This window comes from Streptomyces sp. NPDC001351 (assembly GCF_042896045.1).
GTDB lineage: Bacteria > Actinomycetota > Actinomycetes > Streptomycetales > Streptomycetaceae > Streptomyces.
This window is the reverse complement of sequence record NZ_JBIAWS010000003.1, coordinates 319,691-340,139: the sequence shown is the minus strand read 5'-3', so window position 1 is coordinate 340,139 and position 20,449 is coordinate 319,691. Positions and strand designations below refer to the sequence as shown.

Here is a 20,449-nt window from a genome sequence, read left to right as displayed (position 1 = left end):
TTACCGCATGCTCCAGCGGCGAGGTGGACGCAAGTCCCGCTCACCGTTACTGCATCTTCCGTCTGGTAACTGCCCGAGGAGGAGCCGTGTCCCAAACCGATCCGGACACATGGCGCACACAGGTTCGGCGGTGGCTGGCCACCGTGCTCGAACCGGCGCGGGCGCCGGAGTCCGCCCAAGAGGCCGCCGAGCTCGCCGTGTTCCACAATCTCCCGGAGGACGAGGAACGCCTGCTGCTGGAGCGCTGCCGTCGCTACCAGCGGGCCCGCTTCGACGCCGGCTACCAGTCGCTGACCCTTCCCGTGGACAAGGGGGGCGCGGGCCTGACCGCCGCCCACGCGGCGGCCTTCGCCCAGGAGGAGTCCGCCTTCGAGGTGCCGCCGTCCACCGAGCTGATCAGCGTCACCGTGCGGCTGGTCGCGATGGCCGTCTCCCTGTTCGGTACGGCCGAGCAGCGCCATCACCACGCACGCGCGTTCCTGCGCACCGACCTCCTGGCCTGCCAGCTCTTCAGCGAGCCCGGTGCGGGATCCGACCTGGCGGCCCTGCGCACCCGCGCTCGCCAGGTCGACGGGGGAGACTGGGTGATCGACGGTCAGAAGGTGTGGACCTCGGGCGCCCAGTTCGCCGACTACGGCCTGCTGCTCGCCCGCACCGACCCGGACGTCGTCAAGCAGGCCGGCATCACCGCCTTCCTGGTCCCGATGGACGCCCCTGGCGTGGAGGTGCGCCCGATCCGTCAGATGAGTGGCGGCGCCTCCTTCAACGAGGTCTTCCTGAGCGACGTACGCGTCCCGGACCGGCTCCGGATCGGGAACCCGGGCCAGGGCTGGGAGGTCGCCACCACCACCCTCGCCTTCGAGCGGACCGCCTCCGGCAGCGGCAACCGCCGCAAGGGCGGCACGTTCTCGGACGTTCTCGCCCTCGCCCGCTCCCTCGGCCGCACCGCGGACCCGCTGGTCCGCCAGAGCCTCGCCGACCTGTACGTACGTGCCGCCCTGCGAGCCGCAACGGTCGACCGCGTCGCCAGGACGAGCGCCGCCGGCGGCCGGCCGGGCCCGGAGGCGTCGTTGACCAAACTGATGGCCTCCGACCTGCTCACCCGCACGGGACAGGTCGCCGGCGAGCTGATGGGAGCGCGGATCAGCGCCGACACCGGGGAACCGGGCACCTTCGCCTGGACCCAGCATCTCCTCGGCGCCCCCGGCTACCGACTGGCCGGAGGCACCGATCAGATCCAGCGCAACCTGATCGGCGAGCGGGTGCTGAAGCTGCCGCCGGAGCCGCGGACGGACCGGGCTCCGTTCTCGCAACTGCCCGGTAAGTGAAGGGCCTTCTCCCGGCAGCTGAGTGACCGGGACCGTTTCGGCAATCACAAAGGAGTGACATCGATGGATCTGGGACTGACAGGCGCGAAGGCGCTGGTGACCGGGGCCAGCCGGGGCATCGGCCGGGCGATCGCCGCCACCCTGGCGGCCGAGGGCTGCGCGCTGGCGCTGTGCGCCCGGGGCGAGGAAGGGCTGGCCAAGGCAGCCGCCGAACTGCGGGCCGAGGGGGCCACCGTGTTCGCGGAACCGGTCGACGTCACCGACCCGGCCGCCCTCGCACGCTTCGTGGAGCGCTCGGCCGGTGAACTCGGCGGCCTGGACCTGCTGGTGTCCAATGTGTCGGCGGGCAATGTCAAGGGCCCCGAGTCGTGGGAAGCCAGCCTCCGGGGCGACCTGATCCCGTTCGCGGGACTCGTCGAGGCGGCCCTGCCGTACCTGGAGGTCTCCGACCGGGCCGCCGTCGTGGCCATCGGTACCACCAACGCCTCCGACACCGCGCGTCCGGCCGGGGCGAACTCGTACTCCGCGCTCAAGGCGGCCGTCGTCCAGCACGCCTCGGCTCTCGCGCATGCCCTCGCGCCGAAGGGGATCCGCGTCAACACCGTCTCGCCCGGCCCGGTCGACTTCCCCGGCGGCGCCTGGGAGACCATCCGCACCAGCCGTCCCGAGGTGTACGAGGAGGTACTCGCCAAGCTGCCGATCGGCCGCTACGGCACCGCCGAGGACGTGGCCGCGGCAGTGGCGTTCCTGCTCGGGCGGACCGGCTCCTTCTGCGTCGGGGTGAACCTCGTGGTGGACGGCGGGCTGCTCACCCGCGTCCAGTACTGAGCCGTGGCGGGCCCGGCCGGCCGCCTGGACGCCGTGCTGGTGTGCGGCGGCCGGTGGCACGACTTCGACCACGCGCGGCTGCGGCTGCTGGAACTCCTCGGTGAGCACCCGAGAGTGCGCACCACCGTCCACCAGGACTACGACTGCATGGACGCCCTCGAGCGGGCCGACCTGCTCGTCACCTACACCTGCGACGTCCGGCCCCGCCCGGCGCAGCGGGCCGCGCTCGCCCGGGTGGTCGAGCGGGGCGGGCGCTGGCTCGCCCTGCACGGCACCAACGCGGTGATCGAGCCGTCGACACACGGCGGCGCGCGGGAGTTCACGACGCCACGCCTCCTCGGGGAACTGGCTCAGGTGCTCGGCAGCCAGTTCCTGGCCCACCCGCCGATCGAGCCGTACGAGGTGCGCGTCACCGATCCCGGCCATCCGCTGGTCGCCGGGATCGGCCCGTTCACGGTCACCGACGAGCTGTATGTGTGCGAGCTGCACGGGGAGTTGGAGGTGCTGCTGCACGCCGAGTACACGGGGCCGTGCCGCGGTTTCGCCGAGGGCGACACGGCGGCACTCGACGCTGCGCCCCGACCGGTGCTGTACCTGAAGCGGCACGGTCTCGGCGAGGTCTGCTACTTCACCCTCGGTCACTGCAGGGGCCGTTACGACATGCAGGACCTGGGCGTGGACGACACCGGGCGCGTGGACCGCGGCCCCTGGGAGACCCCGGAGTTCCTGGCGGTCCTGCGGCGTTGCGTGGAGCGGACGGTGGCCGGCCGGAGTCCGGCACAGCAGCGGGCCGGCACCTGAGTCGGACTCGGGCGCCGGCCCTGCGCGGGGGCGGCTCACGCGTGTGGCAGTACTACCGCGCGGCCCTTGATGTCACCGGCGTGCAGACGTTCGTAGGCCGCCGGCGCCTCGTCGAGGGTGAAGGTCTCGACGTGTGAGGAGACCAGACCCTGTCGCGCCAGTTCGACCACCTCCATGAGTTCCCGGCGACTGCCCCAGTAGGGGAAGGAGGCGGAGACCTCGAAGGGCAGGCCGCCGCCGAAGCCGACGGCCAGGGTGCCTCCGCCGAGGCCGACGATCGTCACATCGCCCTCGACGGCCACCGCGGCCGCGGCCACGGCGAGCGTCGGCTCGGCGCCCACGAAGTCCAGCACCACTTCCGCTCCGATCCCGCCGGTGAGCTCCCCCACCCGTGCGGCCGCCGCGTCGTCGGAGAGCAGCGTCTCGTGGGCGCCCACGGTATGGGCGAGTTCCAGCTTCTCCTTGCTCACGTCGAGGGCGACCACCGTGGCCGGTGTCAGAGCCCGGAGCAGCTGCACGGCCAGATGACCCAGGCCGCCGACTCCTATCACCACCGCCGTGCTGCCCGGGACCAGTTTGGGCAGTGACCTCCTGATGGCGTGATAGGGAGTCAGCCCCGCGTCGGTGAGCGGGGCGGCCCGTACCGGGTCCAGTCCGTTCAACGGCACCAGATGGCGGGGCGAGTCCACCACCATGTACTCGGCGAGCGCACCGGGAGAGCCGAGTCCCGGCGGCAGGATGCCGAGCCCCGCGGCATGCGGGCAGCAGTTCTCCTTCCCCACGGCGCACTTGGGGCACTGTCCGCAGCCCCAGGGTCCGTACACCGCCACTTCGTCGCCCTCCGCCACCGCGGTGACACCGCTGCCCACGGCCGCGACGGTGCCGACGCCCTCATGGCCGAGCGTCATCGGCAGAGGGTAGGGGAACCGCTCCTCGGGCCACCCCATGACGGCGAGGTCGGAGTGGCACAGCCCCGCGGCGGTCACCTTCAACAGCACCTGTCCCGGCCCCGGTTGAGGCGCGGGAACCTCGACGACCTCGGGGGCGTGTCCGACCCTCCGGTACTGCACAGCCTTCATTCTCCGGTCTCCTTGTCGATGGTGGGCAGGGCACCGTCCACCGAGGAAGCCTCGGAGCCGACACGCGCGTGGCTTCCCCTCCGGCGGCGCAGAACGGCGGGCAGGGTGAGTCGGCCACCCGTGAGGACCAGCGCCACGATGAGGACGGAGCCGGCGAACAGGCTCGCGGCCCACTGCGCGCTGGTGGCGAGGCCCAGTCCTGTGATTCCGGTCCCGAGCAGGAGGACCGCGAGCACGGTGCCCCAGGCGTTGAATCGGCCCGCGCGCAACTGGGTCGCCCCGACGAAGGCGGCGGCGTAGGCCGACAGCAGATAGGGGGTGCCCGCGGTCGGCGATCCGGATCCGACCGAGGACGCGAAGACGACGCCGGCGAAACCGGAGAGCAGCGCGGAGGCCACCAGCGTCAGAAAGCGCAGCCGGTCGGTGCGCACGCCCTGCAGTCGGGCGGCGTCGGCGTTGAAGCCGGTCGCGTACAACCGGCGTCCGGTGGCGGTGTGTTCCAGCAGGAACCAGATGGTCAGCGCGGCCAGCAGCAGATACAGCACCGGCAGGGTGATGCCGCCCGCGTCGAGTTGGGCGATGCTCGCGAACGGTTTGGCGAGCAGTTGCACACCGGTGATGGAGCTGTCGTTGGTGACCATCGTGATCAGCGACTGGATCAGCGCGCCGGTGGCCAGGGTGGCGATGAACGAGTCGACGCGCAGGACCACGACCACGATGCCGTTGACGACTCCCACCAGCAGGGCGGCCGTCATCGCCAGGGCGACCGCCGCGCCGGGCCCGAGTCCGGCGGAGACCAGGAAGCGGGCGGTCAGCACACTGGTGAGCGACATGGTGTAGGCGACCGAGAGATCGAAGACGCGTGCAGCGAGGGGCGGTACGACGCTCAGGGCCACCAGGCCGGCCACCGCGTTGCCGTTCAGCACCTGCTTCACCGTGATGACCGTCGGGAACGTGTCCGGCGCCCAGACCGAGAAGATCACGACGATGACCAGCCACACGTACACGGCGCCGATGTTCCGGAACGACAGGGCGGCCGCCGCTCGTCGGACCGGTGTCCCCCGGAGGAACGGCGCGGACCTCTGTGCTGCGGACGGCGCCACCGCCCGGGTCGGGGTCGATGTCATCTCACTCGGTTCCTTCCATGGCGTGCACGAGCGCGCGTTCCGTGATGTCCCGGCCGCTGATCTCCCGTGCGATCCGGCCGTCCCGTACCACCAGGACGCGGGTGCACAGCGCGAGCAGGTCCTCGGTGTCGGAGGAGCACACGATGACGCCCATGCCCTCCTCTGCTTGCCGCTGTATCAGGTCGTACAGCTGCAGGCGGGTGGCGATGTCCACGCCCGCCGTGGGTTCGCACAGCGCCAGCACGGGCGGCTGCTGGGCCAGACAGCGGGCCATGACGACCTTCTGCTGGTTGCCGCCGCTCAGGGTGGTGATCCGGGCGCCGGGGCCGGCCGTGCGCACCCCGACCCGTCGGATCCAGTCCTCCGTCAGGGCGGACTCGCGGCGCCGGTGCAGCCGCCCGACCCGGGCACGCAGTCGGTGCAGGAGCGGGAGGGTGAGGTTCTCGCCGACCGAGAAGTCGCCGATGACTCCCTCGACCGCCCGGTCGGCCGGGACCAGGGGCAGGCCCAGGGCATCGGCGTCACGCGCCGGGGTCCATCGCTCGGAGCGCTCCGGCAGCCGCAGCCGGCCGCTCACCGGTCCGGTGTGCGCGCCGCACACCACGTACGGCACGATCTCGTGACCGGATCCGACCAGACCGGTGATGCCCAGGCGCTCGCCCCGCGCCAGGTCGAGGTCGACTCCCCGCAGTGGCCCGGCCCGCAGATCGCGGACCTCCAGTACGGAATGGGTGGGACGGGAGGAGGGCGCCGGACGGTGGTCCGGGTCGGTGGCGGTGTGCGTCTCCTCGCCCGCCATCAGTTCCGCCAGTGAGCGCGGGGTGAGTTCGGCGACCGGGCGGATGGCGATGCGGCGTCCGCCGCGGATGACCGTGACGCGGTCGGCGAGCGCGAAGATCTCGTCCATGCGGTGCGAGACGTACAGGACGCCGGCGCCGGCGTCACGGATCTCCCGCACGATGTCGAAGAGACGGGCCACCTCGCCGGGCGGAAGCACGGCGGTGGGTTCGTCGAGCACCAGGACACCGCGGCCGCCCTCCCAGCCCTGCAGCGCGGCGGCGATGGCCACCACCGTGCGCTGAACGGGGGTTGCCTTCGCCAGGGGACGGTGTACGTCGATGTCGACACCGAAGCGTTCGACGAGGGCGGTCGTCCGCCTCGACATCTCGGGCCAGTCGATGTTGCCCAGGGCGGTGCGGGCGAAGCCGTGACTGAGGGCGAGGTTGTCGATGGCGCTCAACTCGCCCACCAGCCCGAGTTCCTGGTGGACGAAACGGAGCCGGTCGTGGCGGGCGGTGGTGGCGTGGCCGAGGTCGAAGGGCTCGCCGTCGAGTTCCGCCACCGCACCTGGCTCCGCGTGGTGGTAGCCGGCGAGAATCTTGATCAGGGTGGACTTGCCGGAGCCGTTGGGTCCGATGAGGGCGTGGATCTCGCCGGGTGCGACCTCGAGGTCCACGTCGGTCAGTGCCTGGGTGGCGCCGAAGTTCTTCGACAGAGCGGCTACCCGCAGGATCGGCGGCTGCGTTCGCGGCGCTCCACCGTCCTTGTACCGCGGTATTTTTGACGGGATGTCAGTCACGGCTGGTCCTCCGTCCGAGGGCGGGGAAAGAACCGCCGCCGGCCCGGGCCGGCGGCGGTCGGCCAGGTCAACTCAGGCCCCAGAGCGCCTTGAACTGCTGCTGGTAGGTCTCGACGATCGGGAAGTCGCCGGCGGCGGAGGGCAGGTTGTCCTTGGTGACGAGCATGTTGGGCAGTGCGGCCTGCTGGTCCACGGCCATGGACTGGCCGGTGAAGTGCCGGGCCAGCGCGTCGGCCTGGAGCCAGGCGGTCTCGTGGGAGTTGAGGGCCATCGCGCCGTCGGTCAGGCCGCTCTGGATGTACTGGTAGTTCTGCGCGTCACCGACGTTGACGACGATGTGCTTGCCGGTGATGCCGGCGGTCTTCAGCGCGGCGGGCACGCCCACGTTGAGCAGGCCCAGGGAGAAGACGACATGGGTCACCTTCGGGTGTGAACGGAGATAGGACACCACGCGGTCCGGCATGTCCTTGCCGACCGAGGTGATCGGCACGTCGACGTTGTCCAGCGCGCAACCCGCGCACCACTGCTTGTAGTTGGCCGCGAAGGAGTCCTTGACGGGCTTGAGGATCGTGTAGGCTGGCAGGTCGAAGTACACGGTGTCCGCCTTGGCGCCGCTGTTCGACACCACCCACGCGGCGAGCATCCGGCCCTGGACACCGACGTCCTTGGGGCCGTTCTTCAGCAGGGAGATGCCGTCGCCCACCACGTCGTCGGCGTTCGACTGGACGACCGGGACGCCGGTCGCCTTCAGCTGCGCCAGCTGCTTGCTGTAGACCGCGCGCGGGAAACCGGAGGCGATGACGGCGTCCGGCTTGTCGCGCACGGCCTGCTCGTAGGCCGCCTGTACGGATTCCGGTGTGCCCTGGGTGGCGATCTGCTTGACCGTCCAGCCGAGTTGTCCCGCGGCCTGGGTGAAGAAGTCGGCGAGGTCCTTGCAGGACTGGACGCCGCAGAGGATGAAGTCGATCTTCTTGCCCTTGGGGATGGGCTTGCCGACGGGCTGGGTGACGGAGATCGCGGTCGGGCGCTGCGCGTAGGTCTTCAGAGCCGTGCGGGCCGCCGCGAGGCCGGGGGAGCCGGGTGCCGCGGCCTGCGAGGCGCCGGCGGCCGGTGTGGTGCCGCTCCCACAGGCCGTCAGGGTGAGCAGGGCGGTGGCGGGGACGATCGCGGTGAGGGCGCGGCGGACCGCGCGACCGGGTGTGGAACTCATCGTTGAGACTCCCGTGGTGGGGCGCCTGGGCTGCCGCGACCCGCGGCGCGGGGCGGAACGGCACGCAACAGGTATGAGGGGTGCGTCATTCGCCGGCGTGGGGTACGGCGCGGGCCGCCTGGGTGAGATCCGGGGGCGCTGGCACCGGGCCGGACCAAGACCGTCCCGGATCGAAGAAACTTATGAGGCACTACAGCCTCAAGTGGGTCGGAGTGTGACACGCCACAGCGGGCTTGGGGAGAGGGGACGTCGAGAAATTTCTGCGCCCTCTGGCACATTCCGCGCTGACCTCGGGAGACGTGGTGTTCATCTGCGGTCGAGAGTGTTGCTCCGCACCGCACCTCGTAACTACACTCACTCTAAAGTTTCTGCCGGAGGAGAGATGATGGACGAAACGTCGGAGCTGGGTACCGCGCGGTGCCCCGGGCCCAGCGTCCAGGACTACCTCGACCAGGACAGCCGCCCCGTTCCCCCCGCCCTGAGGTACGAGCGCAACGACTACCTCGGCAGTGAGGACATCGACACCGCCCGCTTCACCTCCCGCGAGTGGGCCGAACGCGAGGTGCGGCAGGTCTGGCGGCGCGTCTGGCAGTTCGCCTGCCTGGAGAGCGAGATTCCCGACGTCGGCGACCACGAGGTGTACGAGATCGGCGACGACTCCCTCATCGTCGTCCGCACGGCCCCCGGCGAGATCCGCGCCTTCGTCAACGTCTGCCTGCACCGCGGACGCAAACTGCGCACCGGCGGCGGCAACGTCACGGAGTTCCGCTGCTCGTTCCACGGGTTCGCCTGGAACCTGGACGGCACGATGCAGACCCCGCCCTGCGCCTGGGACTTCCCGCACGTCACCCCGGAGAAGTTCGCACTTCCCGAGGCTCAAGTGGCCACCTGGCGCGGCTTCGTCTTCATCAACATGGACCCGTACGCCGAGTCCTTCGACAGCTACCGCGGCACCTTCGACGACTACTACATCTGGCCGCTGGAGAAGCGCTACAAATCGCTGCACATCGGCAAGGTGCTGCCCTGCAACTGGAAGATCGCCCAGGACGCGTTCATCGAGTCCTTCCATGTGATCGCCACGCATCCGCAGATGCTGCCGTGGCTCGCCGACGCCAACTCGCAGTACGACGTCATGGCGGACCAGCCGAACTGGAACCGGATGATCAACATCCAGGGCGCGCCCAGCCCGCACGTGGCGGACTCGGTCACGGAGGAGGACGTCCTGGAGACCTTCTACGACTCGCGCGCCTTCTATGCCGCCGCCCAGGGCCGTGACCTGGTGAGGCAGGAGGGCGACGAACTGCCGGCGATCCCTCCCGGCGGCACCGCCCGCCAGGTCCTCGCCGAGCGGATGCGCGCGCAACTGGCGGCCACCTCGCGGCAGGACTTCTCACAGACCCCCGACACCGAACTGCTGGACGCCATCAACTACTTGCTGTTCCCCAACTTCAACCCCTGGGGCGGCGCCAAGTCGAACATCATCTACCGGTTCCGGCCCAACGGCCTCGACCCCGACTCCTGCACCGCCGAGATCATCTTCATGTCGTCCCCCAAGGAGCCCGGCGAGATGCCGCCTCCGGCGAAGATCCGCTGGGTACCGGAGGACATGCTCTTCGCCGACATCCCCGAACTCGGTGTGCTCGGCCCCGTCTTCGACCAGGACTGCGAGAACCTGCCCTACGTCCAGCAGGGCCTGAAGGCGATGCGCAAGCCGGGCATCACCCTGGCCAACTACCAGGAGAGCCGCATCCGCCACTTCAACCGGACTCTCGACCAGTGGATGGACAAGTGACCCACCGGGTGGCGGTCAGACCCTCCGGCGTCGAGCTCGAAGTCCTCGACGGCGAGGACCTGTTCACCGCCGCCCAACGACTCGGCTACCGCTGGCCCACCGTCTGCGGAGGCAAGGGCACCTGCCGCACCTGCTTCGTCCAGGTCGAGGAGGGCGCCGAGAACTGTTCCCCCGTGGGCCCGCTGGAGCGCGAGGGCATCGAGTCCCTGCGCCGGCCGGTGGACGGCTCGACCCGGCTCGCCTGCCGGCTCCTGGTCGAGGGCCCGGTGACCGTGACCAAGAGCGGCGTGCGCCGCCGAGTGCAGGAGTGAGGCCCCCATGTCCAAGCAAGTGATCCACCCGCTGACCGGGCACGTGTACCGGCTCACCGAGGACGGACTGGTCGAGGTGACCGACCCCGGGACCGGGGCACAGGGCGTCTTCGACTTCCAGGCCCGGTGGCAGTCGGGCGAACTGCGCCACGCCGACCTCCAGATGGCCGGCTGGGTCGGCCGTCTCGCCCAGCGGCGCAGCAGCCGGCAGCCCGAGGACTGAGCCCGTGGAGCCCCGTACCACCCGGGTGGTCTGTCTGGTGCGCCGGCCTGACGGAGAACCGCTCCCCGGTGACTTCGCCGTCGAGGAACGCCCGCTGCCGCTCCTGGGGGAGGGGCAACTGCTGGTGCGCAACCTCTACATGAGCGTCGACCCGTCCATGCGCGGGCGTCTGGAGACCACCGAGAAGCACTACACGCACAACTTCGCCCCGGGCTCGCCCCTCGACGGCCGCGCCCTCGGTGTCGTGGAGGAGAGCCGCAGCGCCTCGGTGCCGCCCGGCACGTACGTGCGTCATCAGTTCGGGTGGCGGGAGCGGGCGGTGCTCGAGGTGGCGGACACCGACGGCGCCGGTCGCATCGACCCCACAGTTGCCCCGCTGCCCACCTGGTTGGGCCTCCTCGGCCAGACCGGGTTCACCGCGTACGTGGGCCTGACCCGGATCGCGCAGCTGCGTCCGGGCGACACCGTCCTCGTGTCGGCGGCGGCGGGCGCCGTCGGCAGCGCCGCCGGCCAGTTCGCGCGCCTGCTGGGCGCGGACCGCGTCATCGGGACCGCCGGAGGGCCGGACAAGTGCGCCTTGCTGGTGAAGGAGTTCGGCTATGACGCGGCCGCGGACTACCGGGCCGAGCCGGTGCGCGACGCGCTGGCCCGGCTGGCCCCCGACGGCGTCGACGTGTACTTCGACAACGTCGGCGGTGAGCAGCTCGCCGCCGCGCTGCACGCGCTGCGCGCCGGTGGCCGGGTCGCCCTGTGCGGCATGATGTCGCAGTTCGGCGGCGACCGACGGCCCGCGGACCTCAACCAGTTGATCCAGGCGGTCCTCAAGCGGCTGACGCTGCGCGGTTTCATCGTCCGCGACCACGACGACCTGCGGCCGGAGTTCGAGCAGCGGGTCGCGGGCTGGCTCGCCGAGGGCCGGATCACCGCGCGCGAGACGGTCGTGGACGGCCTGGAGAACGCCGCGGGGGCGCTGCTGTCCCTGCTCGGCGGGGGCAACGTCGGCAAGATGCTGGTGCGGTTGGCCGATTGATGCGCGCAGACGGAAACGGCGCCCCCGGCGGGGGCGCCGTTTCAGCGCATGGGGTGTGAGGCGGCGACGGTATGGGTCGTCAGGGAGACTCCCACCCGGGTCAGCCCCGCCACGGCCGCCCGGAAATCCTTCATGTGCTCGGTGGTGAAGTGCTCGTCGAGGGCCTGCCGGGAGGCCCAGTGCTCGTACACCCGGACACGCCGCACGTCGGTGGGATCGGCGGTCATGGCGTAGTCCAGGCAGCCGGGTTCCTCCTCGCGGGTGCGCCGGCCCAGCTCGGCGAGGGCCTTCACCATCGTGTCGCGGTCGCCGGGTTCGTAGTCCATCCAGCCGGCGACGATGATTTCCTCAGCCACGGGGTTCCTTTCGCGATGGCCGGTCGTGCCCGCGGGCCCGTCGCCCCGGTGCAGAGGAGGCGGCGGGCCCGCGGTGTTCTCCGGTGCCGACCGGCGCCGGGACGCTGTCCACGGTGACCGTGCCCGCGGTGCCGTCGACCGTGATCACCATGCCGTCCCGCAGCCGCGCCGTCCCGCCCTCGACGGAGATCACGGCCGGGATGCCCAGTTCGCGGCAGACCACCACGGCATGGCTGTTGAGCGCGCCCACATCCACGACGGCCGCTCCGGCGACCAGGAACAGCGGGGTCCAGGCCGCGTCCGTGATGGGCGCGACCAGCACCTCGCCGGGCTCCAGCGCCTCGCACGAGGCCGGGTCGGTGACCACCCGCACCCTTCCGGTGTACGTGCCGTGGCTGCCGCCCACCCCACCGAGCACATCCCCCTCGACGGCCGCCGGGGTCCGCTCCTCGGTGCGTCGCGGCCAGGTGTCGATCTCGGTGTGCGCGTCGTCGGCGACGAAGAACGGCGGTTCCAGCTCGTGCAGTTGCGCGTACTCCTCCAGCCGGCGGGCGATCACGGGGCCGAAGGACTCCGGGGCGTCGACATAGTCGTCGAGCTCGGTGTCCAGCAGCATCATCACGTCCTCCGGACGGGCGAAGAGCCCCGCCTCGACGCCGCGGCGACCGAGTTCACGTACGGCCATGCGGATCTCGTTGACGACAGTGACGCAGTTCGCCTTGGTGCGCTCGCGGGCCGGTATCCACACCTGCGAGGCGTGCAGGCCGGCGTCGAACATCGGCTGCGCGTCCTCGGGCAGCGCGGCCCGGATCTCGAGCGCCGTCCGCTCACGCCCCTCCGTCAGCCGAGCCCGTCGGGCGGCCGGGGAGTCGTCGTCGGGGCTGTGCCGGATCCGGTCGACCAGGGCCAGCGCCTGGACGGGCGCCGCCTCCCAGGACAGCGCGTGGATGTCCCACTCGTTGGGGCCGCGGTCGCCTGACTCCGCGAGGAACTCCTCGATGGAGTCACGGAACGCCTTCACGTCCCCACTCGCCCCGTCGAGCGCCTGCCCCACCGCGGCCGGGCCCTGGTCGAACAGAGCGCTCAGCTCGGCCGAGGCCGCCACCTGGCGGGACAGTGTCCACAACCCGGTCGAAGGGGAGGCCGAGTCGACGTCGCCGAGACCGCCGATCAGGTCGAGCATGGCGTCGGGGCGGTTCACGCTCGCGCACAGCGGGCCGAGGATCGCCGGTCCGACGGACGCGGGCAGCGACGACTCGACGTGCCGCTGGAAGGTCGTCTCCACCTCGTCCAGCAACGACCGTGCCCGCGCCACCAGTTCGGCGTCGGACAGCTGCGTCAGGTCGGGTCGCGAGCGACGCAGGGCGCGCAGCCGTTCCCGGTCGGCGTCGGCCTCGGGGAAGCCGGCCTGGCCGAGCATCCGCTGCAGCGTCGCGCCCGCCTTGGCGGTCAGCTCCTCGTCGTGGTCGTCCGGGTGCGCGACGTACACCGGCGTGTCGGAGCGCTGACCGACGAAGGCCGTGTCGATCTGGTCCGCCGTCTGGCCCATGCGGATGCCGAACAGCCGCATGTGGGACAGGTTGAGGTAGAAGTGGCCGCCGAACATGCCGACGAACGGCGGTCGGGGGCCGGCCACCTCCTCCTCGCGGTAGATGCCGAACCCGACGAATCCGCGACGCCAGCCCTTCAGGCCCCGCCCCCAGACCAGGGTCCAGCCGAGCGGGCTGGCGGGGTCCGGCAGGGTCTCGCCCGCATTGGCCCGGGTGTAGTGCGGCAGCCGCTCACTGCGCTGCCAGTCCGTGATCCAGCTCTTCATGACCGAGGTCTCCCGCTGTCCGTACCCGTGCCTGCCCGTGCCCGTCCCGCGCCTACCACTGCGCCGTTCCGCCGTCCACGCTGATCAGCGTGCCGGTGATACCCGCCCCTGCGTCGCTCACGAGCAGCGAGGCGACGGCCGCGATCTGCTCCACCGTGGTGATCTTCTTGGTGGCGGCGTGCTCGGCGAAGCGGCTCAGCCACTCCTCGTAGCTGATGCCCTCGGCCTCGGCTGCGGCCGGTCCCGCGGCACGCATCAGGTCGGTGTCGACGGCGCCGGGACAGATGGCGTTGCAGGTGATGCCCTGCGTGCCGTACTCGAAGGCGGTCGCCTTGGTGAGTCCGTGGATGGCGTGCTTGTTGGTGATGTAGTGGCTGATCGCCGGCTTGTTCGCCTGCTTGCCCTCGACGGACGAGATGTTGATGATGCGGCCCCAGCCACCCGCGAGCATCTTCGGCAGTGCCCGCCGTGTGCCGTAGAAGTAGGCGTTGAGGTTGAAGGCGAGGGCGTGGTTCCAGGCCTCGTCGCTGAGCTCGTGGACGGGGGCGAAGCCCTGGGTGCCCCCGGCGTTGTTGACCCAGATGTCGAGTCGGCCGAAGCGCTCGGCCGCGAAGTCGGCGAGGCCCTCGACGTCCTCCTGGACGCCCGCGTCGCAGGGGTGGAAGACGGCCCGGTCCCCGGCGCCCATCTCCTCCAGGGCCTGCTTGCCCTTGACCTCGCTGCGGCCGCTGACGACGACCGTGGCGCCGTCGGCCAGGAAGGCCTCGGCGATGGCGCGGCCGATGCTGCGCGTGCTGCCCGTGATCACCGCGACACGTCCGTCGAGACTGCCCGTAGCCACCATGGTGTTCTCCCGCGAGTGTTGTTGGTACGTCACCTGGCGGCTCTGGTGTCCAGGTGCTGGTGAATGGTGCGGTGGAAGTGGTGGAGCCCGGGCTCGTTGCGTCCGAAGACGAAGTCGGTCCCGTCGAGGGCCGCAAGGCCCTGCTGGACTCCGTAGGTGGTCGCGTAGTCCTCGTCGCGGACCACCTCGTGGAACCACGCGCCGAACCGGTCGGCGGCCTGGCGCTCCTCCTCGGTGACCGCCGGTTCCCGCAGCAGGATGATCTGCTGGGTCACCGACTCGGTCGCCGTGCGGGGGAGCACCAGGGAGACGGCGATCTTCTGGCGCCAGCCGCCGGCGATCGCCAGGCCCGGGAAGAGCCAGTAGATGGGCCCGACGCAGTCCCCGGGGTCGCGCTGGGCCGGGGGCAGTTCGGCTGCCTGCGCGATGGGCCGCAGGGCCGGTGCGACGCGCTGGTGGGGGCCCCAGGTGTCGTGGGCCATCATGTTCGAGAGGTTCGTCTCGAACACGGTCTTCGGGTGCAGTGAGGCGAAGTGGTAGGTCTCCAGATACCCGTCGAGGGTGACCTTCCAGTTGGGACTGGTCAGCTCGCTCGTGGAGTAGTGGTGGCACTCCGCGAGCCGGAGGCCCTCCAGCAGGGGCTGCAGATCGCCGAGCCAGTCGTCCAGGTCGTGCTCGGCTGCCGGGTCCAGCGAGACGAAGACGATCCCCGCGCGCTCCCCGGCCGGGAGCCTGACGAGGCTGCGGCCTTCGCGCGGAACCTCCCCGAAGGTCTTCTCGGCGTACACGCCCCGCAGTTCCCCGGCCAGGTCGTACGACCAGGAGTGGTACGGGCAGGTGAGCCGCCTCGACACTCCGCAGCCGGGTTCGAGGAGCTTGGCCCCCCGGTGCCGGCAGGCGTTGATCATCGCGTGCACGGCGCCCTGCCGGTCACGGGTGATCAGCACGGGGATGCCGAGCACGTCGATCGCCTTGTAGGTGTTCGGCCCGGGAAGCTCGCAGGACATCGCGAGCGGCAACGGGACGCTGCGGTGGACGGCGTCCATCTCCCGCTGCCAGCGGTCGGCGTCGAGGTAGTTGGCCACGGGTTCCGTCCACTGGCCGTCCGTCTCGTGCGTGGTGTTGTCGCGGTAGTGCGTCAGCACACGCTCGACGAGTTCGGCGGCCTCCTGGCGCATCGTCACGGATGCGGCGTCGGTGGACCGGTCCTGGCTGATCCACGACGAGTATTCGGGGGCCGAGGGAGCCGGGGCCGGCGAACTGCTCTCGGCGTCCGTCTCCCGAATCTGCGGCGAACTGGTCTGGACCACGATGTCCTCACAATCCTCCCAGCCGCGAGCCGGTGACCGGCTTCGGAAAGCGACGGCTGGGTTGTGTCCGAAACTGCAACAGGACTTAGTGTGCTCTGTCAATAGAAAGTGCCGAAGTCTCCGCTCGGTGTCCCGTGGGGGTGGGTGTGATGGTCATGACTCGGCCGTTCGAAGTGGGCGTGGTGGTGCGGGACCTGGAGCTGATGGAGCGCTTCTACTGCGAGATCCTCGGCTGCCGCGCCGAGCGCCGCTCACGCGTGCCGGAGTCCGTCGCGGGCCCCGCCGGGCTCGGCGGCGAGCTCGTGGTGGTGTGGCTGCGGGTGCCCTCGGGGGGCTGCGTGAAGTTGATCCTTCCCCGGTCGGCGCCGGTGCCGGCCCGTGTGACGCCCTGGTCGGCCGGGCGTGCGGGGCTGTCGTATCTCACCTTCCATCTCGACGACATGGACCCGGTGGTGGCGGCGCTGACGGCCGCGGGTGCGAGGCCGCTGTCGGACCCCGTCGTGGTCCCGGCGCACGGCCGGCGGATCAGCTTCTGGGCGGACCCCGAGGGCAACGTCGTGGAGTTGGTCGACGAACGGGGCCACGACTCCGGTGCGAGGCATAGTAATTAGAGACTCTGTTCAGTAAGGTGCCCGAAGCTGGTTACTGTAGACCGGCATAAGTAAGTCCGATTGCTCGGCAACTTCCCTCGGGCGAAGGGACGGACGATGGCTCAACGAGCGTCGACGGCGTCGAAAAAACCCACGCAGGTCAGCACGCAGGTCATCAGGGACCTGCACGAGCGCATGGTGCGCATCCGGCTCTTCGAGACCGAGGCGGGAAAGCTCATGGAGGCGGGCAAACTGCCCGGCTTCCTGCATCTCTATGTCGGCCAGGAAGCCGTCGCCGCCGGCGTGATGGCGGCCCTGCGCGACGACGACCAGATCACCTCCACCCACCGCGGGCACGGGCATGCCGTGGCCAAGGGCGTGGGCTTCCGCGAGATGTACGCCGAGCTGTACGGCCGGGTCACCGGCGCATGCCTCGGCCGCGGCGGGAGCATGCACATCAACGACCTCACCCGCGGCATGCTGGGCGCCAACGGCATCGTCGGGGCGGGCGTCCCGATCGCCGTGGGCGCCGCCTTCGCCGCCCGTTACAAGGGCGAGGACAGCGTCGCCGTGACCTTCTTCGGCGACGGCGCCACCAACATCGGCGCCTTCCACGAGGGCGCCAACATGGCCGCGATCCTCGGCCTGCCCGTGGTCTTCGTCTGCGAGAACAACGGCTACGCCGAATTCACCCCGCAGTCCGGACACATGCTCCTCACCGACGTCGCCGACCGGGCGGCCGCCTACGGCATGCCCAGCGTGATCGTCGACGGCATGGACGCCGTCGCCGTCCACCGTGCCGCCGCCGAGGCCGTCGCACGCGCCCGGTCCGGTGCGGGCCCGATGATGATCGAGGCCAAGACCTACCGCTACTTCGACCACCAGGGCGTCAAGGGCCTGCGTCATCCGTACCGCTCGGACGACGAGGTCACCGAGTGGAAGGCCCGAGACCCCATCGACCTGATCGAGGGCCGGGCGGTCGCCGACGGCACCGCGACGCGTGCCGAGCTGGACGAGGTATGGCGGCGCACGCGCGACGAGATCGCCGAGGCCATCGCCTACGCCGAGGCCAGTCCGCTGCCCGACCCCGCCGACCTGCTGCTCAACGTCTACTCGGGATGACCGCCATGACCACCACCACCGAAGCGCCGGCCGTCGCCACGCGGAAACTCACCTACGTCAAGGCCTTCAACGAGGGTCTCGCGCAGGCCATGCGCGAGGACGAGAACGTCTTCGTCGCAGGCGAGGACGTGGCCGGATACGGCGGAGTGTTCCGCATGTTCGACAACCTGCTCGACGAGTTCGGCCCCCGCCGCATGATCGACACCCCGATCTCCGAAGCCGCCCTGGTCGGCCTGGGCGTGGGAGCCGCCGCCCGGGGGCTGCGCCCCGTCGTCGACCTGATGTTCATGGATTTCATCGGCGTCTGCCTCGACCAGATCGTCAACCAGGCGGCGAAGATGAAGTACATGTTCGGCGGCGCGGTGTCCGTGCCGCTCACCATCACCACCGCCTCCGGGGCGGGCCTCGGCGCCGCGGCCCAGCACAGCCAGAGCCTGGAGGCCTGGCTGGCCCATGTGCCCGGCCTCAAGGTGGTGATGCCGTGCGACGCGTACACCGCCAAGGGACTGACCGTCTCGGCCATCCGGGACGACAACCCGGTCGTCGTCATGCTCAACAAGGTCCTGCTCGGCACCACGAGCGAGGTGCCCGAGGAGATCTACGGCATCCCGCTCGGCCGGGCACACACCGCGCGGCACGGCTCCGACGTCACCGTGATAGCCCTCGGCCGCATGGTGGGGGAGGCCCTCGCGGCGGCCGACGAACTCGCGGCCGAGGGCGTGGAGATCGAAGTGATCGACCCCCGCACCGTGCAGCCGCTGGACACCGAGACGATGTTCGCCTCCGTCCGCCGCACCAACCGGGTGCTCGTGGTGCACGAGGCCGTCACCTTCGGCGGGATCGGGGCGGAGATCGCCGCCCAGATCCAGGACGCCGTCTTCGACTACCTGGACGCGCCGGTCCTGCGCATCGGCGCCCCTTTCTCCCCGGTGCCCTTCTCTCCGGTCCTGGAGAAGGCGTACGTGCCCGATCGCGCCCGCATCGCCCAGGGCTGCCGGCGCCTCCTCGAAAGGTCGTGACCGACATGGCGGTCGAGGTTCTGCTGCCGAAGATCGGCCTGACCATGCAGGAAGGCACCATCGACGAATGGCTGGTGCCCGTCGGCGCGGCCGTGGCAGAGGGTGACGCGCTGCTGCGGCTGGCCACGGACAAGGTCGACGTGGACGTCGAGGCGGAGGCCGGGGGACTGTTCCACCCGGTGGTCCCGGCGGGCGCCACCGTCCCGGCCGGGGCCCTCATCGGCTGGCTGCTGGCCGAGGGCGAGCAGCCACCGGAAGCGGCGGGTGCGCCGACGCCCGGCTCGAATACGGCCGTCGTGGCTGCCCTCAGCGATGGCGGTGCGACCCCGCGCGCCGACGGAGCCGCCGCAGCGCCCTCCGTCAACGGCACCGGTGACCGGCTGCTGTCCTCGCCGAACGCCCGGCGGGTCGCCGCGGCCGCCGACGTCGACCTCACCGCCGTACACGGCACCGGGCCGGGCGGTCGGATCGTCTCGGAGGACGTGGAGGACTTCCTCGCGGCCCTCCCCGGCGATCTCGGCGCACCGTTCCCGGCGGACGGCGCCCCCTTCTCGCCGCTGGTCCGCAAGCTGGCGAAGGAGCGGGGCATCGACCTCTCCGCTGTGAACGGCACCGGACCCGGCGGCCGGATCCGCCGGTCCGATCTCGACGCAGCCGCCCCGCCGCCTCTTCGCCGCGACGCGGCCCCCCGGCCCGGCGACGTCCTCCCGCTCACCGGAATGCGCGGCACCATCGCCCGCAGGATGCACGCCAGCCTTCAGGAGATGGCACAGCTGACGCACGGCTACGAGGTCCGGATGGATGCCGTGGTGTCCCTGCGAGACCGGCTCAAGGAGGAGTGGGCCGACAGCGAACTGCCGGTGCCTGGCATCAACGACTTCCTGCTCAAGGCCGCCGCCCTGGCCCTGCGCGAGCACCCGCTGCTCAACGCGACAGTGCGGGAGGACGGTATCCATCTGCTCGACGGCATCCACCTGGGCTTCGCGGTCGCCGTCCCGGGCGGTCTCATGGTCCCCGTGATCGAGGATGCGGGGGCGCTGCCGCTGCCCGAGATCGCCCGCCGGTCGAGGTCCCTGGCCCAGGCGGCACGGGAGGGGCGGATCTCCCCCACGCAGATGGAAGGGGCCACCTTCACCGTCACCTCGCTCGGCGGATACGGCGTCGACTTCTTCACGCCCGTGATCAACCCCGGCAATGTGGCGATCCTCGGCGTGGGCAGGCTCAGGGACGGTGTGGAGTGGGTGGACGAGCGGCCCCTGCGGACACGGGTGCTCACCCTGAGCCTCACCTTCGACCACCGCGCCGTCGACGGGGCACCGGCCGCCGAATTTCTGCGCACGGTCGGTGAGTTGCTGCGCAAGCCCCTCCGCCTGTTGGTCTGATCCGAGCCCTAGGTGGCCGGGTCGGCGATCCGCTGCGCGAGATCGCCGACCTCGCGGACGAAGGAGCGGTGTCCCAGCGACCGGTAGACGTCGTCGCCCCGGACCTGCGAGATCGCCGCGGTCTCCAGCAGCGCCAGCAGGCCCAGGCCGATCACCGCCGCCTCCGCGTCGGAGACGGACTCTCGGGCCTTGCGGATCAGGCCCACCAGCTCGTTCAGCAACTGGGTGCGGCTCTCCTGGCGTAGGGCCTCCGCTTCCTGGCTCATACCGGCCGACGAGACGAAGAACACGGTGGCGGCGGACCGGTGCTCGCCCAGCCAGGCCAGCAGCGCGTTGACCGCCGCCCCCACGTCCGCACCGGGCTCATGGGCCTGGGTCAGGGCCTCCAACTGCTCGCGCAGCGCGACGGCGAACGCCCGCATCGCCTCCGCCAGGACCTGGTCCTTGGAGGAGAAGTGGTAGTACACCGCGGCCGAGGTCATCTCCGCGCGAGCGGCGATGTCGGCCACCGTCACCTCGTCCGGCGGCTGCGTGGCGAACAACTCCGTGGCCGCCTCGATCACCCACTGCTTGCGCGACGGACGGTGGGCGGCGCGGGTTCCGGATGTCGTCATGGTGTCAAGTATGCCGTGATCTCGGTGCTCCAGATGCAGGCAGACAGCAGGAATTATGCGGACGGGTGGTTGGAGTTACTGGATAGAA

At 70.9% G+C, this 20,449-nt stretch carries 20 protein-coding genes; 11 read left to right on the top strand and 9 right to left on the bottom strand.

All coding sequences use genetic code 11. The features are described from left to right. The first annotated feature begins 86 nt into the window (after window positions 1-86). From ACFY1U_RS11895 to ACFY1U_RS11885, 3 genes are all read left to right on the top strand, one after another. On the top strand, window positions 87-1,328 hold the full coding sequence (locus ACFY1U_RS11895) for an acyl-CoA dehydrogenase family protein (RefSeq protein ID WP_390693976.1): 1,242 nt from the start codon (window positions 87-89) through the stop codon (window positions 1,326-1,328). A gap of 63 nt (window positions 1,329-1,391) precedes the next feature. Beyond that, on the top strand, window positions 1,392-2,156 hold the full coding sequence (locus ACFY1U_RS11890; RefSeq protein WP_390693975.1) for an SDR family NAD(P)-dependent oxidoreductase: 765 nt from the start codon (window positions 1,392-1,394) through the stop codon (window positions 2,154-2,156). A gap of 3 nt (window positions 2,157-2,159) precedes the next feature. Beyond that, window positions 2,160-2,957, top strand: a complete 798-nt coding sequence (locus ACFY1U_RS11885) for a ThuA domain-containing protein (RefSeq protein ID WP_390693974.1) — start codon at window positions 2,160-2,162, stop codon at window positions 2,955-2,957. A gap of 35 nt (window positions 2,958-2,992) precedes the next feature. On the opposite strand, the gene ACFY1U_RS11880 is transcribed toward ACFY1U_RS11885, so the two are convergent. The 4 genes from ACFY1U_RS11880 to ACFY1U_RS11865 all read right to left on the bottom strand — a co-directional run bounded on the left by ACFY1U_RS11880 (window position 2,993) and on the right by ACFY1U_RS11865 (window position 7,952). Then, window positions 2,993-4,036: an NAD(P)-dependent alcohol dehydrogenase gene (locus ACFY1U_RS11880; RefSeq protein WP_390693973.1), complete on the bottom strand. Its 1,044-nt coding sequence runs from the start codon at window positions 4,034-4,036 to the stop codon at window positions 2,993-2,995. Then, window positions 4,033-5,163, bottom strand: a complete 1,131-nt coding sequence (locus tag ACFY1U_RS11875) for an ABC transporter permease (protein WP_390693972.1) — start codon at window positions 5,161-5,163, stop codon at window positions 4,033-4,035. The genes ACFY1U_RS11880 and ACFY1U_RS11875 overlap by 4 nt, the downstream gene beginning before the upstream one ends. A 1-nt stretch (window position 5,164) precedes the next feature. After that, window positions 5,165-6,742: a sugar ABC transporter ATP-binding protein gene (locus ACFY1U_RS11870; protein WP_390693971.1), complete on the bottom strand. Its 1,578-nt coding sequence runs from the start codon at window positions 6,740-6,742 to the stop codon at window positions 5,165-5,167. Between the two features lie 67 nt (window positions 6,743-6,809). After that, window positions 6,810-7,952, bottom strand: coding sequence for a sugar ABC transporter substrate-binding protein (locus tag ACFY1U_RS11865; protein ID WP_390693970.1), 1,143 nt, complete (start codon window positions 7,950-7,952; stop codon window positions 6,810-6,812). Between the two features lie 382 nt (window positions 7,953-8,334). On the opposite strand from ACFY1U_RS11865, the gene ACFY1U_RS11860 reads away from it, so the two are divergent. From ACFY1U_RS11860 to ACFY1U_RS11845, 4 genes are read left to right on the top strand one after another with little or no spacing between them, the layout of a single operon-like run. Continuing rightward, complete coding sequence (locus ACFY1U_RS11860) at window positions 8,335-9,744, top strand: SRPBCC family protein (RefSeq protein ID WP_390693969.1); 1,410 nt, start codon at window positions 8,335-8,337, stop codon at window positions 9,742-9,744. Next, window positions 9,729-10,055: a 2Fe-2S iron-sulfur cluster-binding protein gene (locus tag ACFY1U_RS11855; protein ID WP_390693968.1), complete on the top strand. Its 327-nt coding sequence runs from the start codon at window positions 9,729-9,731 to the stop codon at window positions 10,053-10,055. The genes ACFY1U_RS11860 and ACFY1U_RS11855 overlap by 16 nt, the downstream gene beginning before the upstream one ends. A 7-nt stretch (window positions 10,056-10,062) precedes the next feature. Beyond that, window positions 10,063-10,278 (top strand): transposase, encoded by a 216-nt coding sequence (locus ACFY1U_RS11850; protein ID WP_390693967.1) that lies wholly within the window; start codon window positions 10,063-10,065, stop codon window positions 10,276-10,278. Between the two features lie 4 nt (window positions 10,279-10,282). Further along, on the top strand, window positions 10,283-11,308 hold the full coding sequence (locus tag ACFY1U_RS11845; protein WP_390693966.1) for an NADP-dependent oxidoreductase: 1,026 nt from the start codon (window positions 10,283-10,285) through the stop codon (window positions 11,306-11,308). A 41-nt stretch (window positions 11,309-11,349) separates the two neighbouring features. Here the strand turns inward: ACFY1U_RS11845 and ACFY1U_RS11840 are convergent, their stop codons facing one another. Genes ACFY1U_RS11840 through ACFY1U_RS11825 form a run of 4 tightly spaced genes read right to left on the bottom strand, consistent with a single transcriptional unit; the run spans window position 11,350 to window position 15,634 of the window. Beyond that, window positions 11,350-11,664, bottom strand: coding sequence for a putative quinol monooxygenase (locus ACFY1U_RS11840; RefSeq protein ID WP_390693965.1), 315 nt, complete (start codon window positions 11,662-11,664; stop codon window positions 11,350-11,352). Further along, the gene (locus ACFY1U_RS11835; protein WP_390693964.1) at window positions 11,657-13,480 is read right to left on the bottom strand and encodes a PEP-utilizing enzyme; all 1,824 of its coding nucleotides are present in this window, start codon (window positions 13,478-13,480) and stop codon (window positions 11,657-11,659) included. The genes ACFY1U_RS11840 and ACFY1U_RS11835 overlap by 8 nt, the downstream gene beginning before the upstream one ends. 52 nt (window positions 13,481-13,532) lie before the next feature. Beyond that, complete coding sequence (locus tag ACFY1U_RS11830; protein ID WP_390693963.1) at window positions 13,533-14,324, bottom strand: SDR family NAD(P)-dependent oxidoreductase; 792 nt, start codon at window positions 14,322-14,324, stop codon at window positions 13,533-13,535. Window positions 14,325-14,353: 29 nt separating this feature from the next. Beyond that, window positions 14,354-15,634 (bottom strand): aromatic ring-hydroxylating dioxygenase subunit alpha, encoded by a 1,281-nt coding sequence (locus ACFY1U_RS11825; RefSeq protein WP_390693962.1) that lies wholly within the window; start codon window positions 15,632-15,634, stop codon window positions 14,354-14,356. A gap of 155 nt (window positions 15,635-15,789) precedes the next feature. Between ACFY1U_RS11825 and ACFY1U_RS11820 the strand changes: the two genes are divergently transcribed. From ACFY1U_RS11820 to ACFY1U_RS11805, 4 genes are all read left to right on the top strand, one after another. Next, the gene (locus tag ACFY1U_RS11820; RefSeq protein ID WP_390693961.1) at window positions 15,790-16,245 is read left to right on the top strand and encodes a VOC family protein; all 456 of its coding nucleotides are present in this window, start codon (window positions 15,790-15,792) and stop codon (window positions 16,243-16,245) included. Between the two features lie 96 nt (window positions 16,246-16,341). After that, window positions 16,342-17,346, top strand: a complete 1,005-nt coding sequence (locus ACFY1U_RS11815) for a thiamine pyrophosphate-dependent dehydrogenase E1 component subunit alpha (protein ID WP_390693960.1) — start codon at window positions 16,342-16,344, stop codon at window positions 17,344-17,346. Between the two features lie 5 nt (window positions 17,347-17,351). Continuing rightward, window positions 17,352-18,365 (top strand): alpha-ketoacid dehydrogenase subunit beta, encoded by a 1,014-nt coding sequence (locus ACFY1U_RS11810; protein ID WP_390693959.1) that lies wholly within the window; start codon window positions 17,352-17,354, stop codon window positions 18,363-18,365. Between the two features lie 5 nt (window positions 18,366-18,370). Further along, window positions 18,371-19,747 (top strand): 2-oxo acid dehydrogenase subunit E2, encoded by a 1,377-nt coding sequence (locus tag ACFY1U_RS11805; RefSeq protein WP_390693958.1) that lies wholly within the window; start codon window positions 18,371-18,373, stop codon window positions 19,745-19,747. An 8-nt stretch (window positions 19,748-19,755) separates the two neighbouring features. Here ACFY1U_RS11805 and ACFY1U_RS11800 read toward each other — a convergent pair whose 3' ends face one another. Continuing rightward, a complete protein-coding gene (locus ACFY1U_RS11800) occupies window positions 19,756-20,361 on the bottom strand; it encodes a TetR/AcrR family transcriptional regulator (protein ID WP_390693957.1) in 606 nt (201 codons plus the stop codon). Between the last annotated feature and the right edge of the window lie 88 nt (window positions 20,362-20,449).